This is a genomic window from Petrimonas mucosa, assembly GCF_900095795.1.
Taxonomy (GTDB): Bacteria; Bacteroidota; Bacteroidia; order Bacteroidales; family Dysgonomonadaceae; genus Petrimonas; species Petrimonas mucosa.
Window position 1 is genome coordinate 2,372,702 of sequence record NZ_LT608328.1, and the last position, 17,884, is coordinate 2,390,585.

Here is a 17,884-nt window from a genome sequence, read left to right on the forward strand (position 1 = left end):
AAGCAACATAATAGTTAATTTTAGGGAGACTTCGGTCTCCTTTTTCTTTTATGTTGCTGTCCGACTCTCTTCGGGGGCTTGCGCGCCCCCGGCCGTTAGGCAAACCCCCCCGGTGTTTTTCATGATTGTTGTGAAGAATCATTTCAAAAAACAACACGTGGATGTTGCACTTCTAAGTTGAACTTAGGTTTCTCTATAATGGAAGATAGATCAATTTCTTGGTGGCGAAGTAGGGCTCGGAAAAGTAACTGCCGAGCGGAAACGTCTCTACCTTCTTGCCAAACGGTGAGAGTTCGGATGCGAGGTCTCCTCCCTTGAGGCAGATGATTCCATTGGGAAGTGCGTTTTTCTGTTCGGAAGCGATATTCTTCCGCACGATCTTCACAAGATCGGGCAACGGCATCACGGCACGGCTCACCACGAAGTCGAATTTCCCCTTTTCATCCTCCATGCGCGAATGGCTGAAAGCCACGTTGGTCAGACCGATCGCCTGCGATACCTCACGGGCCACCTTCACCTTTTTCCCAATACTGTCGAGCAAGAGGAAGTTGACCTCAGGGAAAAAGATGGCCAGTGGCACGCCGGGAAAGCCTCCTCCGGTGCCCACATCCACAACCGATGTACCCGGTTTGAAATGGATGAACCGGGCAATGGCAAGCGAGTGTAGCACATGGTGCAGATAGAGATTATCGATATCTTTACGCGAGATGACGTTGATCCGCGAATTCCAGTCGGAATAGAGATCGAAAAGAGCGTCGAACTGCTCCTTCTGTTTTTCGGAAAGTTTTGGGAAATATGTATCGATGACGTTCACTTCAGTTGAGATAACATTGAAACAATCGTATTTTCACGCAACAGGGAACGAATGGCCCCATACGGGATAAAAACCTGGGGGACCTGAAGCTGGTAAGCCGAGTATTCGCCTTTGTTGAATGTATAGGTGATACCTTTGTCGGTAAGGAGGAAATTGTTGTTGGGCATGATCTCATCAATTCCGAAGAAGCCCAGGTCTTCAAGTTCCTGAACAGTCTTCACCCGGTTCTCGGTCAACAATGCGCTTTGAAGAACCGGACGCAATGAGAGGTCGTAACCGGGAATGAAGATATCGCCCTCGTTCAGCAGTTCGCCGCTCGTAAGATCAAGCACATAATTCCTGACCGTCTCGTACGACATTTTGCCTCCCTTGTTGTTCACCTGTCTTACCTGAAACGATATGATGCCGTATTGGTTATAGATGATAGAGTCGCTCAGCGTCTCATAATAGGAGTAGAAGAGTTCGGGGAGATGATCATGCTCATCCTCCAGGATATAGTGACCCGCCTCACTGCTATCGGCATGATTGCCATAGAGGGGCCTGTTCACCCTGTAGATTTCAGCATCGTTCCGGTAGTTGGCGATATAGTTCTTCACGTACCTGTCGACTGCCTCCTGGACGGGGAGAGTTTCGTAACTGGGACCGATCACGGTTCTCAGAAAGACACTCCTCGCAGCGTTGACATCGAAGTCGGCAATACTCTCCGGATAGATAAAGTTGAGCTTCAGGTTGCACGACGGATTTTCGGACTTATCATCCAGAAAATATTTCTTGTCGACGGTTATCGTATCAAACGTGACTATGTTATCGGCTTTAAACCGACTCCTCTCGTTGCGGTTGCACGAGAACTGCAGTGAAGCAAGCAGCACAACTGCAGCAAGGAGTGAAAAACCGGATACTTTCTGTTTCATCTGTTAAAAAAACGTATGCAAATATACATATTTTATTTTACTCCTGCATCCCGATGGTAATAATAAGAGGGAACAACCCTGCTTTTGCTTGTTCCCCCTTATAGATACTTGTTAGACCAGGACTTCAATAAGCGTGACCATCCTTGCCGAGGTCTTCGAGTTTCAGCTTCTTGCGTTCCAGCGCCCTCCAGGCGTAAACGATATAGGCAAGCACAAACGGAACGAGCAATGAAACGATCGACATGGCCGTCAGTGTAAACTCGCTGGAAGAGGAGTTTTGTACGGTAAGCGAACTTTGAGGGCTGGTGTACGACGGATAGTATGCCGTATTGTTATATCCTGCTACAAGCAACAGCATGGTCACCGCAACCACTGTTCCCGCTCCGGCAAACCAGATCCCCTTGTTGAACGACCGCTTTACGACCGTGGCGATAATTCCCCACAGTACGGCAACGACACCCAACAGGAAGAGTACAAGCACAACCGGCATCTGAATGAAGTTGTTCAGGTATTTGTAGGGTTCCATAAATACCTCACCCGTATCCGGATTGACGGCGTATCCTTCAGAAACCAGTGTCCAGATGAGGAAAGCTAGGAAGAACACCACAAACGGCACCCCGTTATAGAGTGTATACTTTCTCGATCTTGCATGAAGCACATCATGGTCGAGCCGGTTCACAAAAAAGAGGCTAGCCATTGTTCTTGCCAGGAAAAGCACGGCAAGACCCAGACACCAGTTTCTCGGGTTGCCCAGTGCTTCGAGGCCGTGAAGCGGGTTGTCCCATCCGCTCATCACATTGCCGGGAGTACCAAAGCTCACCAGGTTTACTTTGTTGATGGTAAACTCAGATCCGGTAAAGAATGTCGCAACGGCGACACCAAGCACAAATGTGCCGATTATTCCATTGAAAAAGAGAAATGCACGGTATGTTTTCGGTCCGAACACGTTGCCCGGCTTGGATTGGAACTCATAAGATACGGCCTGTACCACAAACGAGAAGAGTAACAACATCCATACCCAGTATGCCCCACCGAAGCTGGTGGCATAAAAGAGCGGGAAGGAGGCAAAGAAGGCTCCACCAAACGTAACAAGTGTGGTAAAGGTATATTCCCATTTGCGTCCCAGTGCATTGACAACCAATTTCTTCTCATCTTCGGTTTTGGATATTGAGTGGATCATCGACTGACCACCCTGCACAAAAAGAAGAAATACCAACAACCCGCCCAGCAGCGATATTATAAACCACCAGTAATTTTGTAGAAATTCGTAAGTTATCATAATTGCTCGTGTTTTAATGTGATAAAATTTTGTAAAAGACTAAAAATCAGGACCCTTGCGGATCTGTTTCAGCATAATGGTAACTTCCGCAATAAGTAGAACGGTGAATAGCACCGCAAAAAGGATAAAGGTGGTTATCACGTTACCGGCAGCTACTCCCGATACGGCTGCCTGAACAGGCAAAACATCCTGAATGGTCCACGGCTGCCGTCCCACTTCAGCAACAACCCATCCGAACTGGCCGGCCAGGTAAGCCAGCGGTATGCTCCATAAACCTATATACTGCAGCACCTTGGAACTCTCCAGTTTTTTCCGGGCATGGAAGTACCAGACCACGGCAAAGAAGAGGATAAAGAATCCTCCAATCATCACCATGAGGTGAAACATGTAAAAGGTGAGCGGCACATTGGGTATCAGCTGCTCTTCATTTTCGAGGAAGCCGTAGCCGAAATAGCTGTAATTCTCCTTGATGATGGTTTCGAAATCTGCAGCATCAGCATCCCTTCCTTCACTCTTGGCCTTCTGGAAATCGGCCAGCGCCTTGTGTGCCAGCAGACCACGTTCCCTCTTTTCCTGGAACGAAAGTGCGGTTGTGCCATCGGGCAGTCTATATCCACCATCAACAACATCCTTTATGCCGGGCACGAAGGCATTGATGTTCCGGTATCCCATCAATGACAACATTTTGGGTATTTCCATCTTGAAGATGTATGGATCTACATCGTCGTTATAGGCCTCTTTTTTTGGATTGAGCAGACCTACTGCTACCAGCCCCGCCCCCTCTTTTCCTTCATAGAGTCCTTCCATGGCTGCCAGTTTCATCGGCTGCTTCTGTGAAACCTGAAAAGCGGAACCGTCGCCGCTGACAGCGATCAGGATAAACGACAACAATCCGAATATGGTTGCGATCTTGATGCTTCTGAGAGCAAAATCTTGGTGGCGCTTCTTGATCAGGTACCAGCAACTGACCCCCACCACAAACGAGGCTCCAAGTCCCCACGACGAAGTGATTGTGTGGAAGAACTTGTTGAGGGCTACCGGAGATAGGGCCACCGCCCAGAAATCGATCATCTCGTTTCTCATTGTCTCCGGATTGAATTCCATACCGACAGGATACTGCATCCAGGCATTGGCTACCAGGATCCAGAATGCAGAAAGGGTAGCTCCGAGCGTAACCAGCCAAGTCGATGCCAAGTGCATCTTCTTGCTTACACGTTCCCAACCGAAGAACATGATAGAGATAAATGTCGCTTCGAGGAAAAAGGCCACGATACCTTCAATGGCCAGAGGAGCGCCAAAGATATCACCGACAAACAGACTGTAGTTCGACCAGTTTGTTCCGAACTGAAATTCAAGAATGATTCCCGTTGCGACACCGATGGCAAAATTGATTCCGAAAATCGTCTGCCAGAACTTGGCGGTCTTTTTCCACTTTTCGTCACCGGTACGCACATACATGGTTTCCATGATAGACATGATCACGCCCAATCCCAGCGTGAGCGGGACAAAAATCCAATGATAGCCGGCTGTCAGGGCAAACTGCCCTCTTGCCCAGCCAATTGCTGTTGCGTTCAATAATAAATCCATAGATTGTTAAAGATTAATTTGGTTAATAATTATATTTCTCCTATTCCACCGAATCGATAGAGGAACGCTCAATCAGTTGTTCACGTACATACTCGGCCTTTTGCGACTCGTCCTCTACCTGTTTTTTGAGAAAATCGGGAAAAAAGATGGGCCTAAGTATGGCAAACATGACGATAAGCTTTACAATCACGATCAACCACAAGGTTCTGCCGAGCCTGGACATGCCGGTAAAGCCATCCCAAAACATGGTAAACCAATTGAATCTTATTTTTTTTGCATTTGATTCCATAAAAAAGAAGGTGTGATTTTTAAATGTAAACAATTGGAGACAAGAGACATCATGCCTGTCCCATTCCTCCTATCGGAGGAAGAAAACCGGGATTCTCGTTGTTCACCGATATGCTCCCGTTCATCTTTTCAAATTTCTCTATATTGTCCCTCAACGCCCAGAGAAGCCGTTTGGCATGCTCAGGTGTAAGGATTATGCGTGATTTTACTTTTGCTTTGGGAATACCCGGAACCACCCGGATAAAGTCTATCACGAATTCCGATGAAGAGTGTGAGATTATGGCTAGATTGGAATAGGTTCCCTGGGCAATTTCCTCCGAGAGTTCTATTTGAATCTGATTTTCGTTGTTGAAATTATCCATTTGCCGAAAATTTAAACATTAACATAGATTAGGTGGAACAGATAAAGCTAAACAAAGAAATAGAAAATTTATTAAACTACAAAGCTCAATCCGGTGGAAAGTAGAAAAGATCACCATTAAATAAAAAAATGTCCCTTTTTCGGGGACATTTTTTATCTTTCCACTATTTGAGCCAGCCTAACATCTCCGAGAGCGACTCCTTGGCGTCGCCCAGCATCAGGTGAACTCCGCTTTTTCTGGTGTAGAGCGGATTCTCTACGCCAGCATAGCCGGGACTCAGGTCGAAATTGCAGATGAAGATCTCCTTCGCCTCGTCGACATTCAGCACCGGCATCCCGTAGATGGGCGTACCAACTGCGTCGCGGGCTGCAGGATTGAGCACGTCGTTGGCACCGATCACGATGACGGCGTCGCTATCCTTGAAGTCGCCGTTGATGGCATCCATCTCGTAGAGTTGCTCATAGGGCACGTCGGCCTCGGCAAGCAGCACGTTCATATGACCGGGCATGCGTCCGGCAACGGGGTGGATGGCATAACGCACCCGGGCACCGTTCGACTCGAGCTTGTCGGCCAGCTGGCGGACCAGATGTTGTGCTTGTGCCAGCGCCATGCCGTAACCGGGAACAATGATCACCGAGCGGGCAGACCGCAGAATTTCGGAAGAGGCAGCATCAGGCTGATCAACCGGCGACGATACGGGAGAGTCTGTCTTCTCCAGTTCATCGAGAAGTCGGGTGAGCGACTCCTTGGCGTCGCCCAGCATCAGGTGAACACCGCTTTTTCTGGTGTAGAGCGGATTCTCCACGCCAGCATAGCCGGGACTCAGGTCGAAATTGCAGATGAAGATCTCCTTCGCCTCGTCGACATTCAGCACCGGCATCCCGTAGATGGGCGTACCAACTGCGTCGCGGGCTGCAGGATTGAGCACGTCGTTGGCACCAATCACGATGACGGCGTCGCTATCCTTGAAGTCGCCGTTGATGGCATCCATCTCGTAGAGTTGCTCATAGGGCACGTCGGCCTCGGCAAGCAGCACGTTCATATGACCGGGCATGCGTCCGGCAACGGGGTGGATGGCATAACGCACCCGGGCACCGTTCGACTCGAGCTTGTCGGCCAGCTGGCGGACCAGATGTTGTGCTTGTGCCAGCGCCATGCCGTAACCGGGAACAATGATCACCGAGCGGGCAGACCGCAGAATTTCTCCCGACGAAGTTCGCCCGGCTTCCACTCCCTTCGCCACAGGCTGTGACTTCTCAACCACAGGCTGTGACACGGTTGCCGGTTTCCCTGAAACGGATGTCTTTCCGGTCAATATATCGATCAGGCTCCGGTTCATCGAACGACACATAATCTGCGTCAGAAAGAGCCCCGATGCCCCAACAATTCCTCCCACCGAGACCAGCAGGATATCGCTGATCGCCATGCCGGCAATGGCTCCGGCCACTCCGCTCAACGAATTGAGCAACGAGATGGTAATGGGCATGTCGGCTCCTCCAACGCGAATGGAGAAGGCGTAGCCGAAAAGTGCACTGACCGCGACACCGATCAACAGGATCAGCGAAATATCGGCGGAAAGCCCGAGGAATTCACCTGCAAAAGCAGCATGGAGAACGGCAAGCGTAAGCAGAATCAGGCAGAAGTTCAAAACGGCGGCGTGACTCCTCCAGATGACCGGACGCTGAGGAAGCAACTTATGCAGCTTTCCGGCAGCTACCAGGCTTCCGACAAGGGTGATCACCCCCACCTCCACCGCCAGGATAGCAGTGACATTGGTAAAGAGCGGGTAATCGACGGTGGAGTGTCCCACGCCCAACAGTGTAAGGATTCCCACCAGGGCCGAGGCCAACCCTCCTACTCCATTCAGCAGTGCCACCATTTGCGGCATCTCGATCATTTTTACCCGGATGGCCAGTGCACTTCCGATAACAACCCCTACCACCATGTAGAGATAGATGTTCCATACCGAGGCAATTCCGTTGTAGATCAGCGTAACGGCTATCCCCGCAAATAGGCTGACCGCACTGAGGAGATTTCCCCGTACGGCGGTCTTTACCCGGCTCATCATGGAGATTCCCAACAAGACGGCAACGGAAAGCACCGCGCAGAGAAGATAATACAGGGTTGGTGTCATGACTCTTTACCCTCCCTCTTTTTCTTGTCGAACATCTTCAGCATCCGGTGTGTGACACCGAAACCGCCAACAACATTCAAAGTTGCGGCAATGATGGCCAACCCACCCAATATCTGTCCCAACAACAGATCCTGCTGCCTGATGGCAGCCACTGACAACCCTACTGCCGCGACCGCTCCCAGGAGAGTTATGCCCGACAGGGCATTCATCCCCGACATCAGCGGAGTGTGCAACAGGCTTGGCACGTTTCTGATGATCATGTAACCAACGCCTGTAGCAACTGCAAAAATCAATATCAACAATACCGGATTCATCTCTTCAAACTATATTCCCATTGCTTCTTTCGTTCCCTCATGCACGATCTCGCCCTGATGTGTCACCAGGATCGAGCGTACGATCTCATCGTTCATGTTGAGTTCAATCTTTCCATCTTTCGACAGATATTTCACCAGGTTGTAGACGTTTTGAGAGAACATCCAGGTGGAGCTGGTGGGTATCAATCCGGGAATATTCTTGATTCCCTGAACCATCACGTTATGGATAATCTCTTTCTTTCCGGCAGGAGTAACTTCGCAGTTTCCACCCTGGTCGATGGAGATATCCACAATCACCGCACCGTTCTTCATCGATTCCACCATCTTATCGGTAATCAATATCGGTGCCACTTTTCCCGGGATCAATGCACTGCAGAAGACGATATCCATATCTTTCAGCACTCCGGCCAATACCTCGCGCTCTTTTGCCAGCCACTCTTCGGGAAGTTTCTGGGCATATCCGCCCTGACCCACCGCAAGCTCTTCCGGCACACCGGTTTCGATAATCCTGGCTCCAAGGCTTTTGGCCTGTTCGTTGGCAGCGGGACGTATATCCATGGCATAGGTAACCGCTCCCAACCGTTTTGCGGTTGCCAATGCCTGCAATCCGGCCACACCGGCACCGATAACCAGCACGTTGGCCGGCTTGAGCATTCCCACTGCAGTAAACATCTGCGGCATGAATACCAACAGGTCATCAGCCGCCATGATGATACCCTTGTAACCTGCACAGGTACTCATGGAGGTAAGGGCATCCATATTTTGTGCGCGCGAAATACGGGGAATACTGTCGAGTGTCAGACCGGTCACTCCCCGTGCCGCAAGCTGTTTTACCATGTTGTGATTTACAGGAGATGCGGGATGGATGAATGTAATCAGGTACTGGCCCGGATGCATCATCTCCACTTCGTGTTTTCCCACATTTTCGTTGAAAAGAGGTTCTTTCACTTTGAGAATCAAGTCGGCTCTTTCAAAAAGGCGGCTCACGTCGTCAACCATTTCTGCACCGGCCTCACTATACTGTTCGTCGTAATAGTGCGACTTAACTCCGGCACCTGCCTCTACCAGCACAGTCATGCCGTCCAGAATAAATTTTTTCACGGTTTCGGGAGTTGCAGCCACTCGCGCCTCTCCCGGCATAATTTCCTTGGGAATCCCTACGATCATAATTGATTTGTTGTTATATTGTTCAAATAATATTAGTGTGCTGATTTTTTGTAAGTTTCACTTTGTAAAGGTCATTCAAAAGTTGATTGCAAAAATAGAGAAAAAAAATAACACAACGACAGGTTTCAATAAAATATCGGGGATAATTCCAGATATACCAATCCTTTTACATTCTCTTATGAGAAAAAATTTCCGATTATACGGAATAAATGCTATTTTTGCATCCTGTTTTGGGAATGAAATACATTAATTTTTAAATTACAAGAATATGGTAAGTTACAAAGAGTTGGGTTTGGTAAACTCAAAAGAATTGTTCAAAAAGGCTATTGAAGGCGGTTATGCTATTCCTGCTTTCAATTTCAATAACATGGAACAGTTACAGGCAATTATTTCTGCTTGCGTGGCAACTAAATCGCCCGTAATCTTGCAGGTCTCCAGCGGTGCACGCAAGTATGCCAATCAGACCCTGCTGCGGTACATGGCTCAAGGTGCCGTTCAATATGCTAAAGAACTGGGATATGAGATACCCATTGTACTCCACCTAGATCATGGCGACAGCTTTGAGTTGTGCAAGGACTGTATCGAAAGCGGTTTCTCTTCAGTGATGATCGATGGTTCGCACCTCCCCTACGAAGAAAATATCGCATTGACCAAAAAAGTGGTTGATTTTGCACATCAATACGACGTGACTGTAGAAGGCGAGCTGGGCGTTCTGGCTGGCATCGAGGATGATGTACAGGCTGAACACCACACCTACACCGAACCGGATGAAGTGGTTGACTTTGTCACCCGTACCGGTGTTGATTCGTTGGCCATCTCTATCGGAACATCGCACGGTGCTTTCAAGTTCACGCCCGACCAGTGCACCCGTGACGAGAACGGCAAGCTGATTCCTCCGATGTTGCGTTTCGACATCCTGAAAGAGATCGAAAAACGGATCCCCGGATTCCCCATCGTATTGCACGGATCTTCATCGGTTCCGCAGGAGTATGTGGAGATCATCAACCAGAACGGTGGCAAGCTGAAAGATTCGATCGGTATTCCTGAAGAGTGGTTGCGTGAAGCTGCCAAATCGGCTGTCTGCAAGATCAATATCGACTCCGATGGCCGTCTGGCAATGACTGCTGCCGTACGTCAAGTGTTCACCAACAGTCCGGCCGAATTCGACCCGCGCAAATATCTGGGTCCGGCCCGCGAAGAGTTGAAGAAACTCTACATGCACAAGACCGAAAAGGTACTCGGTAGCGCAGGAAAAGCGTAATGGACTTTACGGTTCAATATTTTACAAAAATCCACGGCCGCATTGGTCGTGGATTCTTATTTTAACCCGGAATCACTCAATTTGAATATCTTGATTATCGAGTCGGCATGAAACAGTGTTACAAAATGGAGCAAGTCATCTGATACTTTTCATGAAGTTCCGGGTGAGGTTGGCCGTATAGGCATCGGGGTGGTTTGACAATTGAGTCAGCCTCGACTCAATCTCTCTGTTGTTCACAATCCCCTTATTCAATAGCTCCTGTTTGGAGATAATCTTGAAAATCTGATTCAATCCGCCTGAACTGATCTTCCCGCTCATAAACTTGTCTAACAGGAGAGCAACCGCAGCTGTCGACACCTTGTCAACCAGCTGCATTTTGTAGATGATCTCATATTTTATCTCCGGCAAGGCATGATCCATCAGATTGACAAATTGAAGCTGCTTCTCCGGGCTACTCAGATATTGAGGAGTTATGGCCAACAGTGCCTTCTCCGAGATGTTCCTGTCGAGCGACCCTACCAGGGGGAGCACCATGAAATCACATTCAGATAGAAACGAGTTCTCTCTCCGGATAATATCCAGTGCAAAGATCTTGTGATTTTCACTCTCCTTCATCAGCAGCTGTTTCACATATGCAGCATCAATCCTCGATTCCAGGATATCGTCAATGTGTGCCCTTGTTTCACCATACACCGTGTGCCACAAGGTGTAACAGGTGTAGACAGCATCTTTGACTACATACTCCTTCAATGTTGGCGAGGTGGCACTTGAATAGCCGTCCACCTCAAAAAGTGCCATCAAATTCCGGTTGTCGTCCAGCTCCGGCTGGGTAATTTCATCGGTAACAAGATCCTCATAGCGGAGACTCTTCAAGATGGAGAGCGTATCGGCCAAGATCTGGTCCAGCCGGATATAATCCTCCGGTTCAAACGGGGTATGATCCGATTTTGTCAACGGATCCTTCTCATCCAGCTGTATCCCCAGATAGTTTCCTGCACAGTCCCAGAATATCCACAATTTGACCATCCGGCATATACCTGTAACACAGATATCCTTATAGAAATAGCGCCCAAACCAGAGAGTCATGCCATCATCATCCTGCAGCTCCAGGATCCGGTTTTCAGAAAACGTATCGGTTGAATTCTCCACTATATGGGTAACAACTGTTCCCTTCATATGGAGAAAATCCTTTGAAGGAAAAGCTGTCCCTGACGGATTACCCGGAGGGAGGAGAAATCCGCAGATAAACAGAAAAGCAACAACGATGAGTATTGTCCGGCTACTCTTTGTCATAAGGCGGAATCTGTATGTTTGTTTTTTTCGGACCCAACGTCCCGCCCAGATTATAATTCTGGAGGTTTTCTATGTTATATTTCCCCGCACCTTTCGTCATAAGCCGTTTTAAACTCTCCAGATGGTTCAGGTAGACACCACGAGGGGTGGTATCATTTTTCCGGGCTACCGAAGCCGCCATTCCAACCACCTCGCCCATCATACCAGTTGTACGCATCACCCTCACCGTCCCCAATGCGACGTGTGTGACGCTGATGTTTCTGCCGGCCATGAAAAGGTTGTCCACGTTCCGCGAATAGAGACAGCGATAAGGAATAGGATATGGATGGATCGCCTTGTGTACCGCAATCGATTTGAACTCCGCTTCGGGAAAATGTTCCGAATTTTCCGGATCGGGATAGTGCAGATCGATGGTCCAGCTGGTCGGCGCCGAGGCGTCGGGGTAAATTACAAAATCGGTAATATCCTGTTCTTTCAATATGACATCGCCAATCAATCGGCGTGACTCCCTTTTACCGGCGATGTATGCCACCCACTCCAGATATCTGTTCCTGTAGGCTTCCCTGAATGAACTCCTGTTTTTCAGATAGGACCAATTGGAGTATACCACCAGCATACCATAGTCACGGATCCGTTCAAATTCGAAGATCTGGTCATAGTTCATGCCGGTTTCCCAGGTCCATTCGCCCATGGTCACATTCTGGACATTGGAGTCGTTGAACTCTATGCCATATTCGAACTCCGGGAAATCGCAATGCTTTTCCCCCTCCTTGGAGTACCATTGAACCGATGCACCCATGGTCATCTTGTCGGGCTGCTCCGGTGCAGTCGGTTCATTAAAATCGGCCTTACTTTCACGTCCCATGGCAAAGTCTGCTCCGGCCAGATAACCAACAGTCCCATCTCCGGTGCAATCCGCAAAAAGTGGGGCAGAAAAGCTCAACTCTTCGGCCGTCTCGATATGCCTGGCTACCACTGTCTTGATGGCATTCCCCTCTTTCTCGACACTGAATGCCCTGTAATTGAGGAAGAGGCTGATATTTTCCTCGGCGTTGACCATCTCCAGTTTCTTCTCGTCTTCATAGTAATCTCCAGGTTGGGCATTGCCTCCCCTAAGAGGTGCAATCTCATTGACCACGTCTCCCAGCTTGGGATATGGGTCGAGGTTGATCCTGCCGCCGAGGTGTACCCTCACCTCCGAACTGTTATTGCCTCCCAGTACCGGCCGGTCCTGGATGAGGGCAACCTTGAGTCCTAGCCGGGCAGCGGTAAGTGCCGCAGTGGTTCCAGCAACACCTCCACCCACCACTACGAGATCAAAATTTCCCGCACTGGGGACTGTTTCGGGCAATCCCAGCTTCTCTCTCCTGAAAGCGGTCAGGGCATCCAGCTCATCGGGAGGGAAATCCTCGTCATCCATTGTAAAGTAGATGGCATCGCAACGGCCGTTAAAGCCGGTCAGATCATGCAGTCCGACGGTTACCCTACGTGTGCCTATATCGATTTTTCCAACCTCCTGCCACTCCCATCTGTTTCCCGTTGCGCCCAGAACCTTGTTATTCAGAATCTTCCCATCTATCGACACCTGGAATTTGCCTGGACCCTCCTTTTCGGTCCAAGGCGAGGTCCAGTTGTAGGTCCTGACAAACAGGGTATATCTGCCGGTTTTCGGGAGATCCACCGTTGTGGTTGCATCCGCCACCGGAGTTCCCAGACCGTGTGCCATCAGGTAGGGAGACCCCATCAGGTCCATGAATTGCTGGTCTACCACCCATCCGCCCTTGTTCTGGAAACTCTCCGCCTCGATAAAAAGAGAGGGAGAATTCTTGGCGGCTACCCACTGGACAATCAATAAGACAAGAGCAATTGCGACAAATTTTCTCATATTTCTGCTATTTTTCGGTTTAAATATATACAAAAATCCTATTCCCTGCCAGGAACACCTCTCTCCATTAACACTTTTAACTCTTTCAGATGATATCTATAGATATTTCGGGGAGTTGTCTTATGTTTTACAGCCAATGCGGCAGCCATTCCTACCACCTCGCCCATCATGCCGCCTGTCCGCATCACCCTTACGGAACCCAAAGCCGCATGTGTGACGCTGATGTTTCTGCCAGCCATGAAGAGATTTTCAATATTTCTCGAATAAAGGGTCCTGAACGGGACGGCATAAGGTGTGATATTTTGTGAGACCGCTACGGAGATGAAAGGTTCCTCATTCTCCAGTCCCTCAATTGCTTTGGGGTAATGGAGATCTATGGGCCAGGTCGTGGTAAAAGTGGCATCTTCATAGGGTATGCTGTTCAAGATGTCCTGTTCCGTCAGGATGAGGTCGCCCAGCAATCTCCTCGACTCTCTTTTTCCGCCAATATAGGCTACCCACAACAGTTTACGATGTGAGAACCGCTCCTTCTCCTGACTGAAGTTCTTCAGATAGGACCAATTTCCAAAGACTGCCCTCAGCGCATGATCGCGGATTCGCTCGATCTCCATGATCTGATCGGAACGGAGCCCTGTTTCCCAGTCCCAATCGCCACGGGTTATCTTTTGACAGGTCTTTTCAGTAAACTGTATCGCCCAAGGTGTCAATGGAAAGGAGGATGGTTCAGACAGTTCACCCGAATACCATTGAACAGATGTCCCCATCACCAGCTTGTCGCCCTTTTCAGGTGCGCTCCTTTCCCCGGTTTCTGCCTTGCTTTCACGTCCCATTCTAAAGTCGGCACCTGCGAGGAAACCCAGATTGGCATCTCCGGTACAGTCTGCAAAAAGTTCCCCTTCGAAGATGGACTCTTTTCCGCTGATGATATCCTTGCCGATGACAGCAGTAATCCTGTCGCCCCTTTTTTGGAGATCGAAAACGTGCATGTTGAGAAAGAGCTCGATATTTTTCTCCCTCTTTACAGCCTCAATCTTCTTCTCATCTTCGTAGTTACTCTTGGGACCTGCGTTATGCTGTCTCTTCTCCGGATGCTTCTCAATGATCTCAAAAATGCGTCTGCTCCGTTCAGCTTCGGGATCCTGGTTCGCCTCATAAAGCGTCCAGTGGCCAATCGGGCCTATCTCGTCAACCACTTTTCCCAGATTGGCATAAGGGGGTTTAAAGATAAGTCCGGAAAGGCCGACCCTGATCTCCGAACTGTTGTTTCCACCCAATACCGGACGGTTCTGGATCAGGGCCACCTTTACGCCCATTCTTGCAGCAGTGATGGCTGTAGTGATTCCGGCAATTCCACCGCCGACAACTACCAGCTCATATTTGCCGGCAAAATGGGTTTTTTTCTGGTCGAGAGCCCTCCTTCTGAAACTGGCCAGATTTCGGTTGTCGTTTGGAGGGGAAAGTCGATGATCGGTGGTGAGTAGAATGGCATCACACCTTCCGTTGAATCCGGTCATGTCGTGTAACGAGAGCCTCAGCTCTCCCTTTCCGAGGGAGACGGCCCCTCCATCCTGCCAATGCCAGTCGGCACCTTCAGTTCCAAACAGGGTTGGCAAGGGCTTGCCGTCAAACAATAGCATGAATTTCCCCGGAGGATCTGCTGCAGGTGCCCATGGCGCAGCCCAATTTCTGGTCCTCACCCAGACCCTGTAGTTTCCGTTTTGTGGAATCTGGACGGTGGTTGTTGCATCCTGGACAGGCACACCCAATCCATGAGCCATCAAATAGGAGGACCCAATTATATCGATACTTTGTTGATCCACCACCCAGCCTCCTCTGTCGTCAAAATTTTCAGCCTCAATAAAAATCTGCTGGCCATAAGATATGAATCTGGAACAGAGGAGCAACAAAAACAAAATCCTGATATTCAAAATATTATACTTCATTTGCAATCTATGTTTGGAGACGGCTATCCTCTATTTTCAGATTATCTATACGTCAGCCAAGTTGTGGCTCTACACTCCCTGTCCGCAGAAAAACGGATCCAACGGGCTTGAAAATTATCGGGGAAATGATACCTGAAGGTCTCACCCGGTTTGACGGCAACCTTCTGGAAAAGCATCCATGGACCGTGTCCAACGGGTTCCACTTCAATGGAGAATATTACCGTTTCATCGGCATCGTGAGAGATCTCCAACTTTCTCTCATCGTAAAATCCAATCAGGTATGGGTCTGAGAATTCACCCTCCCTCACCTGGCTGTTTTTCCATGGGCCACCCTCGCCTACCGGTTTACCCAGTTGCCACAGGTCGTCAATCACTCCTACCCATACGGCAGCCTTTCCATCGTCCGACCGGATGATATGATCGCCGGCCCTTGCCTTGGGATCGATCCCTGTCATCACCAGCAAGCCGCGGTACGAGGCGTAATCATGAATCCTGAAGTTGTGTGATGCGACGGGTCTGATCTTGGCAAAACCATCTGCATTTTCGGCCGGCAGTTCATAGAATGTGCCGCAGGCATGGAAGAGATCCCTCTCAGTGGCCACCTCGCGACAGATGCGCATCTGTGCGTTATCGACAAGCTCTTTGTAGTGAGCTGCCCCCAGCGGCAATCTCCACCTGCGTCCCCGGTCGTCAACAATCAGAACCGATGACTCTTCCACCTCAATCACATTCTCGGGGATGGCAAATCTCTCCCTGATGAAGAGGTGGGTCTCCTCGTCCTCCTTTCTTGTCAAATTCAACTGGCTGTCCAGTTCGTAATATCCTGCATCGGACATCTTCCCATCGCTGAAAGTGACTGCCGACACCCCTAGGGCACGCCGATCCTGTCCCAGACCATAGAGGAGGCCTCCCATCGCCTGATTCTGACCGACCCTCGCAATCCCCTTAAAGATGGAGGAGGGAGAGACCGGACGCTTCTCATCTCCGGAATAGTTGAAACTGATGGTGGCAACAGATGGAGCGCTGGCCTTGACCCTGATCCATTCGCCCTGCTCTTCACGATCAAATTCTATAAATGCACTCTCTCCGGGAGCCAGGGAGAGAGCTTTCAACCGGCTCCAGTTCCGGGTTCCCTCCTTGTCAATCTCGAAGAGAAACTCCACATCGCCCTTCCCGCCATTCTGGATCCACGCGCTTCGGTTTGGCCAGCCGGCAAAAAGGAAGGGTTCGGAATAGTCTCCGGCCTCGACCTCCTCATTCAACCAGACAGCGCCTGAAGCTGTCGGTGGTCCCAGCTGGTCCGGTTTATCGAGGGAGGTAAACCACAAGTTGGAGTTGGACTGGCCGGGACCTTCAATATCTCCTTTCTGCCTGCGTTTATTCAGGAACTCCTTATTGGCCGAATCGTCACACCCGAAGACCAGCCGGTCGTTCCATCTGGCAAAATCTCCAATCACTTTCAGGTAGGCCGAGCGGGGACGGATACCGGAAGAGTGGCGGGCTGTGAAAGTTTTTGGGAAACGCCAGAACATCCCGTGCATGGTCATCAGGTAATCGGGATTCTCTTCAGTACCTATATTCCTGATTCTGGGCCACTCGGTATTCCATCCGTGGGCCCCGTCGTAACTGTGGCTGGCTTTCGGCAACCTGAAGTAACTCCATCCGGTTTCAGGATCCCTTACTGCTACCAGTATCGATTTATGATCCCATCCGGTTGCCCAAATCGGGTCGGTTGCAGGGTTTGGATTACCATATATTCCTCCAGGACCGGTAACCTCTACAAACTGGTTGCGCCGGATCAGCTTCCACTCGCTACCGTTCCATTCAAAAAGGCCTCCAGATTCGATATCAAATTGGGTAAGCGCCGCCTGCCCGGTCTCTCCGTTGTTGGAGTATACCATCACTCCCTGCCCGGAGTACAATCCCTTGCCATGAGCACCTGGCAGAAGGGCAGCCTCCTGTGCCATCTCTCCCGGCTTCCTATTCACATTTCCATCCTCATAAAGCATGGTGGGCTCGAGAGTATTGACATCAACCTCGTAGAATCCCTCCTCCATGGTTCCATAGTAGATTTTTCCAGCAGGGTCGAAGAGATGACGGGCATTGCCCGTATGGCGTCCGGGCATGTCCTGGTAAGGAATGACCCTGACATTCCGGTCGGCATCGATGGCATATGGGCCGATGAAAAGTTGATTGCTCTCCTTGTGAATCATGCGGTTTGCAGGTGTCCCGCCAACGCTTTCAGGACGGATGATCTGTTGCAGGTCCGGAGTTATTTCATAAAGTTTGTCGGATGAGCCCAAAGGGAGGTGGGGCCCATATGTGATGACCCACAACCTGTCGGCCCACGGGACAACGGCTCCGGTTCCGCACTCCCCCTCGTTGTTGTAGTAAGCCAGATGGGGATAGATGCCGCTGACGTGGCGAAGATCGCCACTGCCCGATTTTTGAGGAGTAGTGCATGAATGGGTTGACAACAGAATGCCAATAACCAGTAAACAGTAGATATTTCTCATTTTCATATATTTCAATATTAAACAGATATCAGTGCTGGCAATGGGTAGAATTCCGACCAGGGATGAGTGGAAATAGTTGCAGCAACCTGTAGCCATTAACTACAGGCTGCTCAACTTTACCGTTATGCCA

The 17,884-nt window shown here is 49.7% G+C and carries 14 protein-coding genes; 1 reads left to right on the forward strand and 13 read right to left on the reverse strand.

Annotated elements, in window-relative coordinates; all coding sequences use genetic code 11:
- Positions 1 to 193 precede the first annotated feature (193 nt).
- The 9 genes from rsmG to ING2E5A_RS09595 form a co-directional block, all read right to left on the reverse strand.
- Entirely contained in the window at positions 194 to 814 is a 621-nt protein-coding gene (gene rsmG, locus ING2E5A_RS09555) for a 16S rRNA (guanine(527)-N(7))-methyltransferase RsmG (protein ID WP_071137207.1), read from the reverse strand.
- Entirely contained in the window at positions 811 to 1,725 is a 915-nt protein-coding gene (locus ING2E5A_RS09560) for an RsiV family protein (protein ID WP_071137208.1), read from the reverse strand. The genes rsmG and ING2E5A_RS09560 overlap by 4 nt, the downstream gene beginning before the upstream one ends.
- Before the next feature lie 124 nt (positions 1,726 to 1,849).
- Positions 1,850 to 3,004, reverse strand: a complete 1,155-nt coding sequence (gene cydB / locus ING2E5A_RS09565; RefSeq protein ID WP_071137209.1) for a cytochrome d ubiquinol oxidase subunit II — start codon at positions 3,002 to 3,004, stop codon at positions 1,850 to 1,852.
- Between the two features lie 39 nt (positions 3,005 to 3,043).
- Complete coding sequence (locus ING2E5A_RS09570) at positions 3,044 to 4,591, reverse strand: cytochrome ubiquinol oxidase subunit I (protein WP_071137210.1); 1,548 nt, start codon at positions 4,589 to 4,591, stop codon at positions 3,044 to 3,046.
- A 40-nt stretch (positions 4,592 to 4,631) separates the two neighbouring features.
- Complete coding sequence (locus tag ING2E5A_RS09575; protein ID WP_071137211.1) at positions 4,632 to 4,880, reverse strand: DUF4492 domain-containing protein; 249 nt, start codon at positions 4,878 to 4,880, stop codon at positions 4,632 to 4,634.
- A gap of 49 nt (positions 4,881 to 4,929) precedes the next feature.
- Positions 4,930 to 5,241, reverse strand: a complete 312-nt coding sequence (locus ING2E5A_RS09580) for a DUF3467 domain-containing protein (protein ID WP_071137212.1) — start codon at positions 5,239 to 5,241, stop codon at positions 4,930 to 4,932.
- Positions 5,242 to 5,404: 163 nt separating this feature from the next.
- Positions 5,405 to 7,375 (reverse strand): NAD(P)(+) transhydrogenase (Re/Si-specific) subunit beta, encoded by a 1,971-nt coding sequence (locus ING2E5A_RS09585; protein WP_071137213.1) that lies wholly within the window; start codon positions 7,373 to 7,375, stop codon positions 5,405 to 5,407.
- A complete protein-coding gene (locus ING2E5A_RS09590) occupies positions 7,372 to 7,689 on the reverse strand; it encodes an NAD(P) transhydrogenase subunit alpha (protein WP_071137214.1) in 318 nt (105 codons plus the stop codon). Before ING2E5A_RS09590 ends, ING2E5A_RS09585 begins: the two co-directional genes overlap by 4 nt.
- 9 nt (positions 7,690 to 7,698) lie before the next feature.
- A complete protein-coding gene (locus ING2E5A_RS09595; RefSeq protein WP_071137215.1) occupies positions 7,699 to 8,856 on the reverse strand; it encodes an NAD(P) transhydrogenase subunit alpha in 1,158 nt (385 codons plus the stop codon).
- Positions 8,857 to 9,124: 268 nt separating this feature from the next.
- On the opposite strand from ING2E5A_RS09595, the gene ING2E5A_RS09605 reads away from it, so the two are divergent.
- Complete coding sequence (locus ING2E5A_RS09605; protein WP_071137217.1) at positions 9,125 to 10,117, forward strand: class II fructose-bisphosphate aldolase; 993 nt, start codon at positions 9,125 to 9,127, stop codon at positions 10,115 to 10,117.
- Positions 10,118 to 10,252: 135 nt separating this feature from the next.
- Here ING2E5A_RS09605 and ING2E5A_RS09610 read toward each other — a convergent pair whose 3' ends face one another.
- From ING2E5A_RS09610 to ING2E5A_RS09625, 4 genes are read right to left on the reverse strand one after another with little or no spacing between them, the layout of a single operon-like run.
- Positions 10,253 to 11,410: a hypothetical protein gene (locus ING2E5A_RS09610; protein WP_154670071.1), complete on the reverse strand. Its 1,158-nt coding sequence runs from the start codon at positions 11,408 to 11,410 to the stop codon at positions 10,253 to 10,255.
- A complete protein-coding gene (locus ING2E5A_RS09615) occupies positions 11,397 to 13,295 on the reverse strand; it encodes an FAD-dependent oxidoreductase (protein ID WP_071137219.1) in 1,899 nt (632 codons plus the stop codon). Before ING2E5A_RS09615 ends, ING2E5A_RS09610 begins: the two co-directional genes overlap by 14 nt.
- 38 nt (positions 13,296 to 13,333) lie before the next feature.
- Entirely contained in the window at positions 13,334 to 15,238 is a 1,905-nt protein-coding gene (locus ING2E5A_RS09620; protein WP_071137220.1) for an FAD-dependent oxidoreductase, read from the reverse strand.
- 41 nt (positions 15,239 to 15,279) lie between these two features.
- Positions 15,280 to 17,760 (reverse strand): hypothetical protein, encoded by a 2,481-nt coding sequence (locus ING2E5A_RS09625; protein ID WP_071137221.1) that lies wholly within the window; start codon positions 17,758 to 17,760, stop codon positions 15,280 to 15,282.
- Between the last annotated feature and the right edge of the window lie 124 nt (positions 17,761 to 17,884).